Genomic DNA, 18,160 nt, shown 5'->3' with positions numbered 1-18,160 from the left:
TACTTACATAAATCACGTTATTGGTACTGATTGTTAGTTCAGACTACTGGTTTATGCCGCACTTAATGACCGCTTTGGGTATATAGATAGTGAGCTAGCTGCAACAATAAACGGCCATAGCGGGCGCTGTAGAATAACGCCTCAACCCCAGTATCCGTTAGTAATTGCGCTTGTAACCAAGCTAAATCGTCAAGCCAAAGGTTAAGCTGAGGGATACGACTCGTGGCTTTTAACGACACCAGTGTCTGTGTCACAAGCTCAACACCGGCACGCACTTGGGCGAGCCAAAGCGCTTTCTCGCCTTCGTTGCTTGCTACACTCTGCATCAGCACGCCTTGTTCATGGTGTTGCCAGTGCTCAACGCCTTGTTCTAACAATGCCAGCAAGGCCCGCTTATCTTGGGCGGGCCTATGGCCTGAAAAACTAAGCTGTTGCAGCTGTGGCCCCGCCGCCAAGCCAGCCAGTTGATAACCGCGCTGCGCCTTTGACACATCGGATAGACGCAAACCGCCTTGGCTCAGCAGTTGCTCGGCTAGAGCAAATAATCCGGCTACCTCACCGCTCACTAGCTCCAACTCTAACTCTTGAATGGCGGCTTGCTGTAGCCCTGCTCTTACCTGACCTCGATCTAGCGCCAGCTCAATCTCCGTATGGTTAACAACTACTAACCAGCGCTCACGCACAAAGTCGGTACTGAATAACGGCCGTAAGTCGGCTTGCACTTGGCTGACCGAAAAGTCGGCAGGCCAAATATCTGATGGAAACTGGCTTAGATCGGGCTCAGGGACGGTGAGGTCAAGATTGTATTCTGGCCGCTGATGCAAGCCTGCCACTTGGCTGCCTGCCAGCTTTACCGTTTGCTCTAATTTGCCGTTTTTATCGCGCACGCGCAGCCCAGCTTTTAACTTACCCAGCGCTAAATCTGGCGTATCAAAGTAGGTGTTTTTTAGGTTTTTTTGGTCATATTGGCGGATTTCATAGCCAGTTAACAACGTCGGTAAATTGCTAACAAACTCAGGTGAAACCAGAAATTTTAGCTCTATTTCAGTATTCATAGGCGCGTTCTAAATTCTCAACTAGTTGATTTTTAATGTGAAAAATAAATAACAAGAGACAGAAGTAAGAGTATTACAAAAAATGCTGTTTTCTTGCCTTTATAGTTAAGTTACCATTCGCGCCACATTGATGTATCGAGTGTTTTTTCACCGACACAGGGCTAACCATGTCAGTAAATACTATTTTAGGGCTTTTTGCTAAGTCTCCTATTAAGCCGCTGCAAAAGCATGTGGCGAAAGTCCATGAAGCTGCACAGCAATTAATTCCTTTCTTCGATGCCATGTGGGTTCGAGACTGGGAACAGGCGGAGCTTATTCAGCGTCATATTTCTCAGCTCGAACGGGAAGCCGATGCCTTGAAACGGGAAATCCGTCTCAAACTGCCTCGCGGTCTGTTCATGCCGGTCGCACGTACCGACATGTTAGAGCTGCTTACCCAACAAGATAAGATTGCTAATAAAGCGAAAGACATCTCAGGCCGTATTATTGGTCGCCAGATGGCCATTCCGCTGCCACTCCAATCTGCCTTTATGCTTTACCTCAGCCGGTGTATTGATGCGACCGCACAGGCAGCTAAAGCCATTGACGAACTCGACGAGCTGTTAGAAACCGGCTTTAAGGGCCGCGAAATGGACTTGGTCTCCGATATGATCAACCAACTTGATCGCATAGAAGATGATACCGATGTGATGCAAGCTAAGCTGCGCAAACAGCTGCATCTCATTGAGGATGGTTATAACCCTATCGATATCATGTTTTTATATAAAATCATTGAGTGGGTCGGTGAGCTTGCAGATCAAGCCGAACGGGTGGGTGCCCGTTTAGAGCTAATGCTGACTCGTTCCTGAGCGACATAACAAGGTACAAAAATGGATATCATTGCTAACTACGGCACCCTGCTGATTTTGATAGCTGCGGCCTTTGGCTTTTTTATGGCTTGGGGTATAGGTGCTAACGATGTGGCAAACGCCATGGGCACATCAGTGGGCACCCGCTCGCTGACTATCAAGCAGGCGATTATTATCGCCATGGTTTTTGAATTCGCCGGGGCTTACTTGGCCGGTGGTGAAGTCACCGCCACCATCAAAGACGGCATCATAGATTCTGCGGCCTATGCGGGCCATCCAGATCTGTTAGTGTTCGGCATGATAGCCTCGCTATTAGCCTCAGGCACTTGGCTATTAGTGGCCTCTTACTTTGGCTGGCCTGTTTCCACTACCCACACCATCATTGGCGCCATTATCGGCTTTGCACTGGTGTCTTTGGGTTCGAGTGCGGTGCACTGGAGCAAGGTGGGTGGCATAGTGGGCTCTTGGGTGGTCACACCGGCTCTTTCTGGGCTATTGGCTTACTTTATCTTTATCAGTGTGCAACGGCTTATTTTTAACGCCGACAAACCGCTGGCGGCCGCTAAGAGATACGTCCCCGCTTATATCTTCATGACGGTGATGGTGATTTGTTTAGTCACCTTACAGAAGGGACTTAAGCACGTCGGCTTGGATATGAGCAACACAGAAAGCTTAGTGCTGTCTACCGGGTTATCTTTGGCTTCGGCGCTATTGTGCGGCTTTTATATCAAGCGCAAGCAATACGACAGCGAAGACGACAAATCCATGCAATACACCAACGTGGAAAAGGTGTTTGGCATCTTGATGATAGTCACCGCCTGCGCCATGGCCTTTGCTCACGGTTCAAACGACGTAGCCAACGCCATAGGCCCACTGTCTGCCGTGGTGAGCATAGTGCAAAGCTCTGGTGAAATTGCCGCTAAATCCAGTATTGCTTGGTGGATTTTGCCTTTGGGTGGCGTGGGTATAGTTATCGGTCTGGCATCCATGGGTCATAAAGTGATGGCGACCGTGGGTACTGGCATCACCCACTTAACACCGAGTCGCGGTTTTGCAGCCCAATTAGCCACGGCTGCGACAGTGGTGATCGCATCCGGTACTGGCTTACCCATTTCTACGACCCAGACGTTAGTGGGTGCGGTAATGGGTGTGGGTTTGGCGCGTGGCATAGCGGCACTAAACCTTAATGTACTGCGTAATATAGTGATTTCTTGGGTGGTCACCCTACCTGCCGGTGCTATCTTGGCCATTGTTTTCTTCTATATTATCCAATGGTGCTTTAACTAAACGCACATTAACGGATGTTTTGAGGGGGCCTGAGTGCCCCCTTCTTCTTGTCCTGCCCCCTCGCAGCCATTACCATGATGTATTAAAGAGAGTGAAGGAACATTAAGTGAAATTGAAACTTCTTATGGCCTTGCTGTGCAGCCTCACTTGGCTGAATACGGCGCACGCCGCCCGCTATATATCTGATGACGTGTACGCATACCTGCATGCGGGCCCCAGCAATAAATTCCGCATTTTAGGCTCGATTAAGGCCGGTGAAACTGTCACCGAACTGGCTCGCGACCCACAAACCAAATACGTGCACATTCGTGACGCAGAGGGTCGCACCGGCTGGGTAGAGGGCGAGTTTGTGCAAAACACAGAAAGCTTTCGCTCCAAGGCGGCTAAGCTAGCAGACTCGCTAAAAACCACCAAAGAACAATTAAGCTCGGTGGATGAACGCCACGAACAAGACATAGTGGATAAAACTAATCGTCTGCAACTGCAAGATCAGGCACTGGCCGAACAACAAATTGAGCTCGACCAGCTGCGCGCCCAGCACGATAAGTTGGAGAGCGAGAATCTACGCCTCACCAGCTTAATGGACGATAAAGAGCATCGCATACGCCTCGACTGGTTAATCAATGGCGGCATAGTGGCCGGCATTGGTGCACTGGTGGGTTTCTTGCTGCCTTTGATTCCGCTGCGCCGTAGAAGGCGTAACCAAGGCCGTTGGATGAATTGATTTTGGCGTGAGGCGTGAGGCGTGAGGCGTGAGGCGTGAGGCGTGAGGCGTGAGATTATCCAAAGACAACGCTTAGCTAACGCAAACAAAAAAACACCGTCTATTGACGGTGTTTTTATTTATGGCGCAGAAGAAAACGCCTTACGCGGTACGCCATACGCTTTACGTTAAAGATAAACACCGCTCTGGATAGAGCTTGTGCATCAGAACTACGCATCACAATTACAGCAGACACCGCAAAGCAACCGCTTTGCTGCACCATACTGATATTTATGCCGATGTCTTTTGTTTAGCTTGGCGCTCGGCGCTACCCTTGTTCTTTCTCTAACTTACGGCTTAAAGCTTACAGCTCCCCGAAAGGGCTTACCCCTTTAGCGCAAAGTGTTGGTTGGGTTTGCGATACACAATGTCATCTTGTTGCAGCCAGTGAAACACATCTTCCACTTCAGCCATCGGCTTTGCTAGCAGCCGGGCCACCGCGCCTTTGGCACAGCGCACATCGCCAGTGCGCAGCTTGCTCACCACGTCATGATAATAATCGGGCCGAGTCGGCACCACAGGCGCGTCTTCTGCACTGGCATTGATGGGTGTCGCCGATGGCGGTGCTTGTTTAAGGTTACGCCGAAAACGCAGCTCTTCGCCTAATAAGGCAATAAAAAAGGCCGCAAAAAAATCCAACAACATGGACAGCATAGCCACTATGCCAAATTGCACCCTAGACAGCGGCCAACCCAAGCCCTCGGCTAGGCTCGACATCAATCCCATTAAGGAGCTTTGGCTGGTCATGGCCACTTGGTCGCGTTCATGACGCAATGCATCTTGGCGCTGGCGCAGCTCGATATTACGATCCAGCATATCTTTCATGCCATTGGCGATGCGTTTCATATCGATATAGGCCTGCGCCGCCTGTTCGTTAATTTCTATCTCTCGCTCTAAACCGGCAATCTTGTCGTTGTAGCTTTGCACTTCACTCACCTTGGCCGCATCGCCTTCGAGCAAGGTGTTGGTCGCGGCATTAATACCACCTACGCTGCCCGCAATCGAGAGCGCCGCCAACACCACGTAAAAGCACAGTGCCTTGAACGCTCCCGTCGCATCACGGCGGCTAATACGCTCGCCAATCTCATACCAGATATAAAACTTGCCCACCTCAAACACCAAGGCCAAGCCGCCAAACATCAGCTTCATCAGCAGGCCTTGCTCAAGAGACAAAAACAGCAACAAAGAAAACACCATGGAGGCAGCAATGGAGGCGCCGGTAACTAAATAAACCACTGTGAGGGCTAAATACCCTTTAGGAAGGCGTTGATAGTGCACAGTCAGTGCTCACTTACTCAAATAAAAGAGCGCGCATTATAAGAGCTGTAAAGCCGGCAAACAATGCACGCTCGCCGTACTTTCTGGCTTATTTCACCCATAGCGGCGCGATTGTCGAAACTGATATTCATTAGAAGCTCTATTCATTGGAAACCCTATTCATTAGAAGCTCTACGGCCCCGTCTTAGAACTAGCGCTCAATGGGACATGGCGAAACTTCTCTTTAGCAACACACGCCCCTAACGCCAAGGCCTAAGTGAATGCAGTAAGTAAATTACGCTAGCGAGATCGCAAAGCTCATGAGCTTTGCTGTGATTGGTTTTTAAATCAGATAGGTTATTAACAGCCATAACGTTGTTAGGAGTGCCTTATGTTTTCGGTTGCCGCTGTCTTTTCCCCCATCACTCAGTCTCAAGAGCTGAGCCATTTGCGCCAGCAGATTAGTCAGCAATATGACGTGGCTGAAGATGCTTACGTAGCCGCGCTTATCGAACAAGCCCCCCTTGATAGTGCCCAGCTGCAGGCCAAGGCAGAGCGACTGGTCAGCCAAGTACGTAACGCCAGTCGCTCAGAGGGCATTACCGCCTTTTTGCAGCAATACAGCTTAAGCACCCAAGAGGGCATTATCTTAATGTGCTTGGCAGAAGCCCTGCTGCGCATTCCCGACCGCGCGACCCAAGATGCCTTAATTAAAGACAAACTCACGGCAGGCGATTGGGCACAACATGTTCGGCACAGCGATTCGACATGGGTAAATGCAGCCACGTGGAGCCTAATGTTAACCGGCAAGGTGCTATCGCTAGACCAAACAGGCCTAGACTCGGAGCTAGCCGCACATCCGGCCAGTGTAATAAGCCGCCTGATTAACCGCTTAGGCGAGCCTGTGGTACGCAGGGCAATACTGGCGGCCATGAAGATCATGGGTAAGCAATTTGTGTTAGGCCGCGATATCAAAGAGGCACTTAAGGCCAGCCGCAAGGCCCGTACGCTCGGCTACTCTCATTCTTACGACATGCTGGGCGAGGCCGCCATTACGGCGCTCGATGCCGAGCAATATTATCAAGCTTACGCCAACGCCATTAGCGCCTTGGGTGAGACCAAGCTGAATAACGGCGCATTAAATAATAAACAAGTGCCTCGCCCGTCTATCTCCATCAAATTATCGGCGCTGCACCCGCGTTACGAAGAGGCGCAACGGGCACGGGTACTCAGCGAGCTTTTTGCAACTGTGATCCGACTGTTAGAGCAGGCGCGCGCCTTAAACGTATTCGTGACCCTAGATGCGGAAGAAATGGATCGCTTAGAATTGTCACTGGACTTGTTCGAGCTGCTTTATCGCCACCCCGTTAACCAAGGCTGGGGCGGGTTAGGACTCGTGGTGCAGGCGTACTCTAAGCGAGCCTTGCCCGTACTCGTGTGGCTGGCGGCGCTAGCCCGTGAGCAAGGGGATGAAATTGCGCTGCGCTTAGTAAAAGGTGCCTATTGGGACAGCGAGATTAAACACAGCCAACAAGCGGGACTCGCCGATTATCCGGTCTTTACTCGCAAGGCGAGCACAGATGTAAGTTATTTAGTGTGCGCTCGCTACTTGCTGAGTGAGGCCTGCCAAGGTGCGCTTTACCCCCAGTTTGCTACCCATAACGCGCATACGGTAGCCGCTATTCAGACGATGGCTGCAGCCGTTCCAGATAACCAAACCGGCCATCACTTTGAATTCCAGCGTTTGCATGGCATGGGTGAAGACTTATATAACGTCTTACTCACAGAGCAGCCCGAACTTCACTGCCGCATTTACGCGCCTGTGGGTGCCCATCAAGATCTCTTGCCCTATCTGGTGCGCCGCTTATTAGAAAACGGCGCCAACTCTTCCTTTGTGCATCAGCTGTTGGATCCTAAAACGCCCGTCGACTCACTGATCGAGCACCCGCTCGCTAGTTTGGCTGCATGCGAACGCTTGGCCAACGAGCAGATCCCACTACCCTCGGCCATTTTTACCGACCGCATCAACTCCAGTGGCATTAATCTTAATATCGCCAGCCAGCGCGCACCTTTGTTTCAAGAGCTAGAACGCCTCGCCAATAAGCAATGGCAAGCCGCGCCTTTGCTGGCAGAAGCAAATTTTGAATCATTAACCGTGCTGCCGGTATTCAGCCCACAAGATAATCGCCAAGTGGTGGGCAAGGTAGTCATGGCCACTCCGAATCAGGCAACACAAGCCGTCACTTATGCCCAAACGGCTTTTATTGCCTGGCGCGATAGGCCAGTAAGCGAGCGTGCGCAGCTGTTAGAACGCTTGGCGGATTTACTTGAGGAGCATCAAGCTGAGTTTATTTCATTGTGCACCCGAGAGGCGGGCAAGTTATTGCAAGATGGCATAGATGAAGTGCGCGAGGCGGTGGATTTTTGCCGTTATTACGCAAACCTTGCCCGCAGTTTAATGCAGCCGACCTTGCTGCCCGGCTACACAGGCGAGCGCAATACGCTGCTTGCTCAAGGTCGAGGTGTGTTCGTCTGTATTAGCCCTTGGAACTTTCCGCTGGCCATCTTCATCGGTCAAGTCACGGCCGCCTTAGTCACCGGCAATACGGTTATTGCCAAACCTGCTGCGCAAACCTGTTTAATTGCTCATCTGGCCACACAACTGGCGCACCTGGCCGGCATTCCACAGGATGTGCTGCAGCTAGTGACGGGAGACGGCGCCACCATTGGCCAAGCCTTGATTGCCGACCCGCGTATCAGTGGTGTTTGCTTTACCGGATCTACCGCCACCGCGCAGCAAATTAATCGCACCTTGGCCGATCGCCACGGCGCGATTATTCCGTTTATCGCCGAAACCGGCGGCCAAAACGCCATGATAGTGGACTCCAGCGCCCTGCCCGAGCAAGTAGTGATGGACGTGATACGTGCCGCCTTTCAAAGTGCCGGCCAGCGCTGCTCCGCACTGCGGGTGCTCTACTTACAAAGCGATATCTATGACCAGGTGCTTACCTTACTAAATGGCGCCATGGCTGAGCTTAGCGTCGGCGACCCCGCATTTTGGAGCTCAGACGTGGGGCCGCTAATAGACGAGCTGGCACAAGCCAAGCTCGTCGCACACCTCGCGCAAATGCAGGCCGCAGGCAAAACCCTGATCGCCCAAACGCCGCTCGGCACCGCCTGTGATCATGGCCATTATATCGCGCCCACGTTAATCGCTATCGAAGCCATCAGTGAACTCAGCCAAGAGCACTTTGGCCCCATTCTGCATGTGGTGCGTTTTAACGCTGAGCAAATTGAACACGTCATTGCTGATATCAACCATAGCGGTTATGGCCTTACGCTCGGTATTCACAGTCGCAATGAGACCTTTGCCCAGCATATTGTTAGCCGCGCCAACGTGGGCAATATCTACATCAATCGTGACCAAATTGGCGCCATGGTCGGCGTGCAACCCTTCGGTGGGCAAGGCTTGTCTGGCACAGGTCCCAAGGCGGGTGGGCCCCATTATTTAACGCGCTTTATTACCGAGAAAACCATTACCAACAACACCACCGCCATCGGCGGCAATGCCAGCTTGCTCTCGCTAAGAGAAAGATGAGGAGAAGGTAAGAGCAACCATAAGGAGCATGGTCATAAGATGGGTTAAGCATTTCTATGCTGAGAGCATGAATGTGGCTGTGAGTGTGACTATTACCACACCATTACTATGGTCTAATAGATAAGTGGAGTGGACTCAACTAGGCTGACAGTTAGCCACGGGTTCCATGTAGCCCTTCATGTAATCCACTGGTGACTTTAATAAAGTGCGAACAGCACAGCACCAAAAAACACCCCCCTAAACTCTGTGTCACAAGGAGAGCGTCATGAGCAATGTCAGTAGACGCGACTTTTTTAAGATAACAGGTGCCACCCTAGCCACGTCCAGTATGGCGTTGCTAGGCATGACACCCACCCCCGCCTTGGCGGCGGCGCGGCAATATAAATTGCTGCGCGCCACCGAAACTCGCAGCACCTGCCCCTATTGCTCCGTGGCCTGCGGCATTTTGGTGTACAGCATGGGCGATGGCGCCAAAAACGCCAAGCCAAGCGTGATGCACATCGAAGGCGACCACGACCACCCGGTGAATCGCGGCACCTTGTGCCCGAAAGGCGCCGGTCTGGTGGACTTTATTCACAGCCCTAACCGTCTGACCTTTCCTGAATATCGCGCTCCCGGCTCCGATACTTGGCAGCGCATTTCTTGGGATCAGGCATTTAGTCGTATCTCAAAATTAATGAAAGACGATCGCGATGCGAACATCATTCAACAAACTGATGATGGCAAAACCGTTAACCGCTGGGTGACCACCGGCATGCTGGCCGCCTCTGCCAGTAGTAACGAAGTGGGTTACATCACCCATAAAGTAATACGCCCTATGGGCATATTGGCATTCGACAACCAAGCACGCGTTTGACACGGTCCTACGGTGGCAGGTCTTGCCCCAACATTTGGCCGTGGCGCTATGACGAATCATTGGGTCGATATTAAAAATGCCGACGTTATTCTGATCATGGGCGGCAATGCCGCCGAAGCCCATCCTTGTGGCTTTAAATGGGTAACCGAAGCTAAGGCACATAACAATGCCACGCTGATCGTAGTAGATCCGCGCTTTAACCGTTCCGCTTCGGTGGCGGACGTATATGCGCCGATCCGTACCGGTACCGATATCGTGTTTTTAGGCGGGGTGATCAAGTACCTGCTCGATACCAACCAGATCCAGCATGAATACGTTAAAAACTACACAGATATGTCGTTTTTAGTGGATGAAGACTTCGACTTCGAAAACGGAATTTTTTCCGGCTACGACGAAGACAGCAGCAAATACGACAAGTCCTCTTGGGATTACCAACTGGACGAGCAAGGCGAAGTGGTGGCCGATGCTAGCTTGCAGCATCCGCGTTGCGTGTATCAGCTGTTAAAGCAACATTACCAGCGTTATACGCCCGAGATGGTGAATCGGGTGTGCGGCACACCTATCGCTAAATTTAACCAGATCTGTGAACTGCTGGCTTCCACCCATACCCCAGATAGAGCGGGCACCATTCTCTATGCCTTGGGTTGGACTCAGCACTCCATCGGCTCGCAGATCATTCGCACCGGCGCCATGATGCAACTGCTGCTGGGTAACATCGGCATCGCCGGTGGCGGCATGAACGCCCTGCGCGGTCACTCTAATATCCAAGGTTTAACGGATTTAGGCTTGATGACCAATCTGCTACCGGGCTACATGACGCTACCCAATGAAGCGGAGCAGGATTTTGATGGCTACATCAATAAGCGCACCCAAAAACCGCTGCGCGAAAACCAGCTGAGCTATTGGCAAAACTATAAAAAGTTCCACGTTAGCCTCGCCAAGGCATGGTGGGGAGATAAGGCTCGGGCCGAAAACAACTTTGCCTACGACTTCTTTCCCAAGCTCGATAAACCCTACGACATGCTGCAGGTTTATGAGTTGATGAACCAAGGCAAGATGAACGGTTACATCTGTCAGGGCTTTAACCCGCTGGCGGCGGCACCAAACAAAACTAAGATGATCAAATCGCTCTCGCAGCTGAAGTTTATGGTGATCATGGATCCACTGGCCACCGAAACTTCAGAGTTTTGGCGCAACATGGGTGAGTCGAACGATGTGAACTCGGCAGACATTCAAACCGAAGTATTCCGCCTGCCGACCTCCTGCTTTGCCGAAGAAGACGGCACCCTAGTTAACTCGGGGCGCTGGCTGCAATGGCACTGGAAAGCCGCAGAGCCACCAGGAGAAGCCAAGACCGACATCGAGATCATGGCCACGCTTTATCAGCATATTCGTGGTCTTTACGAGCAAGAAGGCGGCGTATTTGCCGAGCCGATTACTCAGTTGTCTTGGCCTTATGCTAACCCTTACCAGCCTACGTCTGAAGAGTTGGCAAAAGAGCTGAATGGCCGCGCCTTGAGTGATCTGCTCGACGGTGAAGGCAAGGTGATTCGCAAGGCCGGCGAGCAATTAGCCAGCTTTGGCGAAATGCGTGATGACGGTTCCACCTTAGGTGGTTGTTGGATTTATGCGGGCTCTTGGACCGAAGCAGGCAACATGATGGCGCGCCGTGACAGCAGCGATCCTACCGGCATTGGTCAAACCCTTAACTGGGCGTGGGCATGGCCGGCTAACCGCCGCGTGCTCTATAACCGTGCTTCTTGTGATCTACAAGGCAAGCCGTTTGATCCCAGTCGATCACTGGTGCACTGGGATGGCGGCAAATGGACGGGGGCGGACGTGCCGGACTTTAAAGGCAATGAGCCGCCAGAAAATGGCATGGGACCCTTCATCATGAACCCAGAGGGCGTGGCACGTTTCTTTGCGCGCGATAAGATGGCAGAAGGTCCGTTTCCAACCCATTACGAGCCCTTTGAAACGCCGCTCGGTTATAACCCCTTGTTTAAGGACAATGCGAAAGCGACCAATAACCCGGCCGCCCGCGTGTTTGAGGCCGACCGAGCTGAGATGGGTAAAGCAGAGCAGTTCCCCTACGTGGGCACTACGTATCGCTTAACCGAGCACTTCCACTACTGGAGTAAGAACGTGCAGCTGAACGCCATTATTCAGCCGCAACAGTTTGTGGAAATCGGTGCCGAGTTAGCCGGTGAGTTAGGCATTAACGAAGGCGACGTAGTTAAGGTGTCGTCTAACCGAGGCTACATTAAAGCCAAGGCGGTAGTTACCAAGCGGATCCGCGGGCTAGACATAGACGGCAAGCGGGTGCATCACATTGGCATTCCCATTCACTGGGGCTTTGTGGGCTTAACCAAACCCGGCTTTTTGGCCAACACGCTCACGCCTTCGGTGGGGGACGCTAACTCACAAACACCTGAGTTTAAGTCCTTCTTAGTCAACGTGGAAAAGGTGTAGGAGGAAGTCATGGCTTCACAAGGAATGGATATTAAACGTCGCTCGGCGACCACCACACCTTCACCCAGCGTGCGTCAATCCCCCGTGCAAGGCGGGGGCGTGGCTAAGCTGATTGATGTGTCGCAATGCATAGGCTGCAAGGCTTGCCAAGTGGCCTGCATGGAGTGGAACGACCTGCGAGACGAAGTTGGCAATAACGTGGGCGTTTACGACAACCCAGCCGACATGACCGAAAACAGCTGGACCGTGATGCGCTTTTCCGAATACGAAAAAGACGACGGCGATCTGGAATGGTTGATCCGCAAAGACGGCTGCATGCACTGTGAGGATCCGGGCTGCTTAAAAGCCTGCCCGTCTCCCGGCGCCATAGTGCAGCACGCCAACGGCATAGTGGACTTCAATCAAGAAAATTGTATCGGCTGTGGTTATTGCGTCACCGGCTGCCCGTTTGATGTGCCACGTATTTCTAAAACCGACAAAAAAGCCTACAAGTGCAACTTATGTGTGGACCGTGTTTCCGTGGGCCAAGAACCGGCCTGCGTGAAAACCTGCCCCACCGGCGCCATCTCTTTTGGCTCCAAAGATGAAATGCACCAGCACGCCGCTGAGCGCATTAGCGATCTAAAATCTCGCGGTTATGACAACGCGGGCTTGTACGATCCCGAAGGCGTGGGCGGCACCCATGTGATGTATGTACTGCATCATGCGGACAAACCCCAACTCTACAGCGGCTTGCCAAAGGCGCCCAAGATCAGCGCCATTGTCTCGCTGTGGAAGGGGCCGGCCAAACCGATTGGCGTGGCGGCCATGGTACTTACCGCGCTGGTGGGTGCGGCGCACTATATCCGCAACCGCCCGTCAGAGGTGAGCAAAGCCGACGAGCTGGCGGCCAAGCATGCGGCGGAATTAGTGGCGCTGCAGACACAAGAACAGGCGGCCAAGGAGGAAAAACATGACTAACGAAGAGCAGGAGATTGTACGCTACACGGCTAATCAGCGACTTAATCACTGGCTGATTGCGCTGAGCTTCATACTGTTGGCTATTTCTGGCTTGGCATTATTTCACCCCAGCCTGTTTTGGCTGAGCAACCTATTAGGGGGTGGCACTTGGACGCGAATATTGCACCCCTTTATTGGCGTAGTGATGTTGGTCAGCTTCTTCAGTTTTTCGCTGCGACTGTGGCGAGAAAACTGCATAACGGCAGATGATGTGAAGTGGTTAAAAGCCGTGCCTAAGGTTATCTCCCATCAAGAGGAAGGCGTACCGGAAGCCGGTCATTATAACGGCGGCCAAAAAGTGTTGTATTGGGTATTAATAGTGCTGATGCTGGGCTTGCTGGTATCTGGCGTTGTGATGTGGCGGGCCTATTTCGGATTTCCGGTGGAAGCCATCCGCTGGGCGTCCATGCTGCATGCGCTGTTTGCCTTAATACTGGTGTGCGCCATTATAGTGCACGCTTATGCGGGTTTTTGGGTGAAAGGCTCGGTGCGTGCCATGACTCGCGGTACGGTTACGCCAGGCTGGGCGTGGAAGCATCACCGTAAGTGGTATCGCAAAAAACTGCGTGACTCGTCACTAAAGTAAACATATGAGTCCTTAATTGGGGCGCCTAACACGCCGTCAAATGATACCCTTCGTTTGACGGCTTTTATTTAGTTTTTATACAGATAAGCGCCGATTTCACTCAAGGAGTGCCCATGCAGCGAATTCTTACCCGTGGCGAAATAGAAACCCTGGATCGCACCAGCATAGTGCGCCTGATACTTGCCGCCCCCAATACCTTTAGCGTTCGCGCCCAACGGCTGCGCGACTTAAGTACAGATAATCCGATTGAGGATTACCTGTTATTGATTGGCGAACTTGCAGACGCCCAGCAACAAGTATTCGAGCAAGATTGGTTCCTGCCCGCGCTCGATGACACTCAGCTTGCCCAAGCGCAAGCCCACGGCATGCCGCCTTTTAGCGCCAGCGGCGTTAAACGAGATGCCGCTTGGCGAGCCATGCTCAGTGCCATTCTCGAGCGACTGTTCAACGCCAGCCTGCCCGATGCCGTGCGCAAGAACTTAAGTAAGCTGCTGGATGACACCAAAAATAGCCCTGAGCTGCTAGAGCAAGCAGCCGATGCCTTACTCAATCAAGACCTCGAAAAAATCGATGCGGCCCGAGCGCCCTTTATCATGGCCGCCTTGCAGGTTTACTGGAGCCAATTAGTGGCAGGGCTAGATAGTAAAAAAATCCCTGCGCACACGCCCTTTGGCCTTTGCCCTTGCTGTGGCAGCCAACCGGTGTCCTGCACAGTACTGCTCGGTGGGCCGAAAGAGCAGATCCGCTATGCCACTTGTTCGTTATGCTCGAGCCAATGGCATATAGTGCGCGTGGTTTGCACCCATTGTGAAGACACCAAACAAGTGGCCTATCACACGCTAGAGGCAGGCAAAGTCGGCATTAAGGCCGAGTCTTGCGATGCTTGTCAGCAATATCGCAAGATTTTTTATCTCGATAAAGAGCAGTTCGCCGAAGCCTTTGCCGATGATCTGGCCAGCCTGCCGCTGGATATTTTAATGGGCGAAGCGCAGTTTTACCGCGCCAATAACAATCCTTATCTCTGGCAACTGGCTGAATAATAATGAACCTACCCACTCCTCTTATAACATCGCATGCCCTTGCCCAGCCCGCTGATTTGCCGGCACTGGATAAGGTGTTGCACAAATCTGAGTTAACGTCGGCTATCACGCAGCATGGATTGGCGCTGGTCACCCAACAGCTGCGTTTGCTGCTGAGTGACCGGCGCACTCAAGCTCTTGAGCAGCAGCTGGCTAAGAGTGAAGTGGAGCCCGCAAATCTAATCGCGCAGCTAATAGAAAGGCTAGGCGTCTTAACCGCCTCTAAGCTAAAAACCGTGATTAACCTCACCGGCACAGTGCTGCACACCAACTTGGGCCGCGCCTTATTGCCGGACTGCGCCATAGCGGCGGTGACTCAGGTGCTCACTCAGCCTACTAATCTGGAATTTGATTTAGAAACGGGCAAGCGTGGCGACCGAGACAGCTTAATTGAAGACTTGATCTGCGAGCTAACCGGTGCCGAAGCCGCGACCGTAGTCAATAACAACGCCGCCGCCGTGCTGTTAATGCTTAACGCCTTGGCTTCACAAAACGCCGTGGCATCAAAAGCAGAAGTAATCGTCTCGCGCGGCGAGCTGGTGGAAATTGGCGGCTCGTTTCGCATCCCCGATATTATGAGCAGCGCCGGCAGCACGCTGGTAGAAGTTGGCACCACTAACCGCACCCATTATGCGGACTATGAGCGCGCCATAGGTGAGCACACAGCCATGCTGATGAAGGTACATTGCAGCAATTATGCGGTGGTGGGGTTTACCAAAGAAACCGCTCTCAGTGAGCTAGTAAAACTCGGTCAACAGCACCAGATCCCAGTGACGGTAGACTTAGGCAGCGGTACTTTGGTGGATCTGTCACAGTGGGGCTTGCCTCACGAGCCCACCGTAAAAGAAACCATACAAGCAGGTGCGGATCTGGTGACCTTTAGCGGCGATAAACTACTGGGCGGACCGCAAGCGGGCTTTATTGTGGGCCGCAAAGCATTGATCGATGTGATTAAAAAACATCCTTTAAAACGGGCCCTTAGAGTCGGCAAACTAACCATGGCGGCACTGGAATCTGTATTGTCTTTGTATCGCAGCCCAGAACATTTACCCGAACGACTCACTACCTTGCGGCTGCTAACTCGTGATCAAGCAGACATACAACAGCAAAGCGAGCGACTGCAACCCAGCTTGCAGCAGGCTGTAGGTCAAGATTATGCGGTGAGCTGCGAGCCCATGCTCAGCCAAATTGGCAGCGGTGCCATGCCGATTGACTCTCTACCGAGCTTCGGCTTGGTGGTTAATTATCAAGGCTCAGACAAAGCTAATCGCCAGATCATGAGGCTTGAGCGTTGGCTGCGCACCCAAGAGCAGCCGATTATTGGCCGCATCCATAAAAATGCCCTCTATCTGGATTGTCGTTGCCTGAGCGAGCAACAAGCACAACTGTTACAAACCACATGGAGCAGTACTCAGTTATGATTATCGGCACTGCGGGTCACATCGATCATGGTAAAACGGCCTTGGTGCGCGCACTCACCGGCATCAATACCGACCGCTTAAAAGACGAGCAAACACGAGGTATCACCATTAGCTTGGGGTATGCCTATCGGCATTTGGCCCAAGATATCACGCTGGGCTTCGTCGATGTGCCCGGCCACGAAGGCTTAATCCATACCATGGTGGCGGGTGCTACCGGCATCGATTTTGCCATGTTGGTGGTGGCGGCCGACGACGGTGTAATGCCGCAAACTCTTGAGCATATTGCTATTTTATCGCTACTCGGCCTCACTCAAGGTTGTGTAGTGATTACTAAGCAAGATAAGGCGCAACCCGAGCAATTGGCGCAAACGTTGGCGCAGCTTAGCCAAACGCTGGCTCATACCTTTTTGGCCGACTCGCCGCAATTTATCGTCGATAGCTTATCTGGCTCTGGCATAGCGGCGTTAAGTGATTTTTTACAACTTCAGGCCCAGCAGCAAGAAGCCATCAGTCGCAGCGGCCTGTTTCGCTTGGCTATCGACCGCGCCTTTACCTTAAGCGGCCAAGGCACGGTAGTCACAGGCACAGTGCACGGCGGCGCCTTTGAGTTAAAAAATCCGAACAGTAAGCTGCGTCTAATGCCCGCCAACACGCCTATCCGCGTGCGTAGCATTCATGCGCAAAACCAGCCAAGCCTCAGCGCCCATGCCGGCCAGCGCTGCGCCCTAAATATTGCCAACATCGCCAAAGACGCCATCAACAACGGCGATTGGCTGGCCGATGAGCGCTGCTTTACGCCTTCCACCCGCATCGATGTGCAGCTGCAACTGCTGAGTAATTTAGCGCAGCCGCTCACCACTTGGATGCCGGTACATGTGCATCTTGGTGCGGCACACCTGATGGCCCATGTGGTGCCGCTCAGCGCTGAGTCATTGCCATCAGGCGAGCAGGGTTTTGCGCAGCTGGTGTTCGATGGCCCCCAGTGTGCCATGCCCGGCGACCGCTTTATTATTCGCAACGCTCAGGCCAAGCAGACCTTAGGCGGCGGTCACGTGCTGGATGCCAACGGGCCTGATCGAAAACGCCGTACGCCGGCACGTTTGGCGTGGCTTTCGACAGTCGCCAGTTATTTGAAAGATCAACAGCTCTCGCCTTTACTGGCCCAAGCGCCGCACGGCATTAGCGAGCCCGACTTGCGCCGCCTGATTGATGGAGAAGTCGAGCAGCTGGTTATTCCCGATACGGCTATTTGGATAAAGCCTGCCACTAATAAGCAAGTGGCCGTACTGATGGATAAAGTCCGGTGGGAAAACCTACTAATTCAGATTGAAAGTACGCTGGAGCAAGCCCATCAACGCTATCCGGATGAACCCGGCATGGGTGCCGATCGACTAAGGCGCATGACCAACCACGCCTTACCCCTATCCTTATGGCAGAGTGCTTTGCAGGCCTTAGTACAAACTCAGCGACTTAAGCGGCAAGGCGCTTGGTATCATCTGCCGGAGCATACGGTCAGCTTGAGTGAACAAGAACAGCAATTGGCGGAGCAAATTCTGCACTTAGCCCATCAAGGCCAATACGATCCACCTTGGGTGCGCGACATAGCAAGCTTCTTGGAGATACCAGAACCAGAGATCCGCCAGCTGGGCCGTAAGTTAGTGCAACAGGGCAAACTGTATCAGGTGCAACCCGACTTGCTTTATCATCATCAGCATATCGAACAGCTGGCACAACTGATGCGCCAGCAACCGCAAAATCAGGGCATAAAGGCCGCCGAGCTGCGGGATCAATTGGCATTAGGGCGTAAGCGAACGTTACAAATACTCGAATTTTTTCAACGAATTGGCTATAGTCGGCGGCTGCAAGACAGACATGTGATCCGGCCCGACAATCTGCTATTTACAAGCTAGCTTGATGTGGCCATTGTGATAGCCTGTTC

At 52.5% G+C, this 18,160-nt stretch carries 12 protein-coding genes; 10 read left to right on the top strand and 2 right to left on the bottom strand.

The features are described 5' to 3' along the window. Nucleotides 1-62: 62 nt before the first annotated feature. Nucleotides 63-1,055: a CYTH domain-containing protein gene (locus ACEN2G_RS00410; RefSeq protein ID WP_442019479.1), complete on the bottom strand. Its 993-nt coding sequence runs from the start codon at nt 1,053-1,055 to the stop codon at nt 63-65. A 167-nt stretch (nt 1,056-1,222) separates the two neighbouring features. On the opposite strand from ACEN2G_RS00410, the gene ACEN2G_RS00405 reads away from it, so the two are divergent. The 3 genes from ACEN2G_RS00405 (at nt 1,223) to ACEN2G_RS00395 (ending at nt 3,914) form a co-directional block, all read left to right on the top strand. Then, nucleotides 1,223-1,903 carry a TIGR00153 family protein gene (locus ACEN2G_RS00405; protein ID WP_442019478.1) on the top strand — a complete coding sequence of 227 codons (681 nt, stop codon included), beginning with the start codon at nt 1,223-1,225 and terminating at the stop codon, nt 1,901-1,903. A 21-nt stretch (nt 1,904-1,924) separates the two neighbouring features. Further along, nucleotides 1,925-3,190 (top strand): inorganic phosphate transporter, encoded by a 1,266-nt coding sequence (locus ACEN2G_RS00400; protein WP_442019477.1) that lies wholly within the window; start codon nt 1,925-1,927, stop codon nt 3,188-3,190. Between the two features lie 106 nt (nt 3,191-3,296). Next, nucleotides 3,297-3,914: a TIGR04211 family SH3 domain-containing protein gene (locus ACEN2G_RS00395; RefSeq protein WP_442019476.1), complete on the top strand. Its 618-nt coding sequence runs from the start codon at nt 3,297-3,299 to the stop codon at nt 3,912-3,914. Nucleotides 3,915-4,277: 363 nt separating this feature from the next. Here ACEN2G_RS00395 and ACEN2G_RS00390 read toward each other — a convergent pair whose 3' ends face one another. Beyond that, entirely contained in the window at nt 4,278-5,231 is a 954-nt protein-coding gene (locus tag ACEN2G_RS00390) for a hypothetical protein (protein WP_442019475.1), read from the bottom strand. A gap of 370 nt (nt 5,232-5,601) precedes the next feature. Here ACEN2G_RS00390 and putA point away from each other — a divergent pair, with 370 nt between their 5' ends. The 7 genes from putA (at nt 5,602) to selB (ending at nt 18,131) form a co-directional block, all read left to right on the top strand. Further along, a complete protein-coding gene (gene putA, locus ACEN2G_RS00385; RefSeq protein WP_442019474.1) occupies nt 5,602-8,808 on the top strand; it encodes a bifunctional proline dehydrogenase/L-glutamate gamma-semialdehyde dehydrogenase PutA in 3,207 nt (1,068 codons plus the stop codon). A gap of 265 nt (nt 8,809-9,073) precedes the next feature. Continuing rightward, the gene (gene fdnG, locus ACEN2G_RS00380) at nt 9,074-12,136 is read left to right on the top strand and encodes a formate dehydrogenase-N subunit alpha (protein WP_442019473.1); all 3,063 of its coding nucleotides are present in this window, start codon (nt 9,074-9,076) and stop codon (nt 12,134-12,136) included. A 9-nt stretch (nt 12,137-12,145) separates the two neighbouring features. Then, on the top strand, nt 12,146-13,096 hold the full coding sequence (gene fdxH, locus ACEN2G_RS00375; protein ID WP_442019472.1) for a formate dehydrogenase subunit beta: 951 nt from the start codon (nt 12,146-12,148) through the stop codon (nt 13,094-13,096). After that, on the top strand, nt 13,089-13,721 hold the full coding sequence (locus ACEN2G_RS00370; protein ID WP_442019471.1) for a formate dehydrogenase subunit gamma: 633 nt from the start codon (nt 13,089-13,091) through the stop codon (nt 13,719-13,721). Before fdxH ends, ACEN2G_RS00370 begins: the two co-directional genes overlap by 8 nt. A gap of 113 nt (nt 13,722-13,834) precedes the next feature. Continuing rightward, nucleotides 13,835-14,761, top strand: coding sequence for a formate dehydrogenase accessory protein FdhE (gene fdhE / locus ACEN2G_RS00365; protein ID WP_442019470.1), 927 nt, complete (start codon nt 13,835-13,837; stop codon nt 14,759-14,761). 2 nt (nt 14,762-14,763) lie between these two features. Then, nucleotides 14,764-16,221: an L-seryl-tRNA(Sec) selenium transferase gene (gene selA / locus ACEN2G_RS00360; protein ID WP_442019469.1), complete on the top strand. Its 1,458-nt coding sequence runs from the start codon at nt 14,764-14,766 to the stop codon at nt 16,219-16,221. Beyond that, complete coding sequence (selB, locus tag ACEN2G_RS00355) at nt 16,218-18,131, top strand: selenocysteine-specific translation elongation factor (protein ID WP_442019468.1); 1,914 nt, start codon at nt 16,218-16,220, stop codon at nt 18,129-18,131. The genes selA and selB overlap by 4 nt, the downstream gene beginning before the upstream one ends. Nucleotides 18,132-18,160 lie beyond the last annotated feature (29 nt).

Source organism: Oceanisphaera sp. W20_SRM_FM3, assembly GCF_052119705.1.
In the GTDB taxonomy this organism is placed as follows: domain Bacteria; phylum Pseudomonadota; class Gammaproteobacteria; order Enterobacterales; family Aeromonadaceae; genus Oceanimonas.
Note: the sequence above shows the minus strand (reverse complement) of the source record. Positions and strands in the feature narration are given on the sequence as shown.

Coding starts and splice junctions, on each gene's coding strand:
- ACEN2G_RS00410 (WP_442019479.1), bottom strand. CDS start 1,055: ATGAATACTGAAATAGAGCTAAAATTTCTGGTTTCACCTGAGTTTGTT.
- ACEN2G_RS00405 (WP_442019478.1), top strand. CDS start 1,223: ATGTCAGTAAATACTATTTTAGGGCTTTTTGCTAAGTCTCCTATTAAG.
- ACEN2G_RS00400 (WP_442019477.1), top strand. CDS start 1,925: ATGGATATCATTGCTAACTACGGCACCCTGCTGATTTTGATAGCTGCG.
- putA (WP_442019474.1), top strand. CDS start 5,602: ATGTTTTCGGTTGCCGCTGTCTTTTCCCCCATCACTCAGTCTCAAGAG.
- fdxH (WP_442019472.1), top strand. CDS start 12,146: ATGGCTTCACAAGGAATGGATATTAAACGTCGCTCGGCGACCACCACA.
- ACEN2G_RS00370 (WP_442019471.1), top strand. CDS start 13,089: ATGACTAACGAAGAGCAGGAGATTGTACGCTACACGGCTAATCAGCGA.
- fdhE (WP_442019470.1), top strand. CDS start 13,835: ATGCAGCGAATTCTTACCCGTGGCGAAATAGAAACCCTGGATCGCACC.
- selA (WP_442019469.1), top strand. CDS start 14,764: ATGAACCTACCCACTCCTCTTATAACATCGCATGCCCTTGCCCAGCCC.
- selB (WP_442019468.1), top strand. CDS start 16,218: ATGATTATCGGCACTGCGGGTCACATCGATCATGGTAAAACGGCCTTG.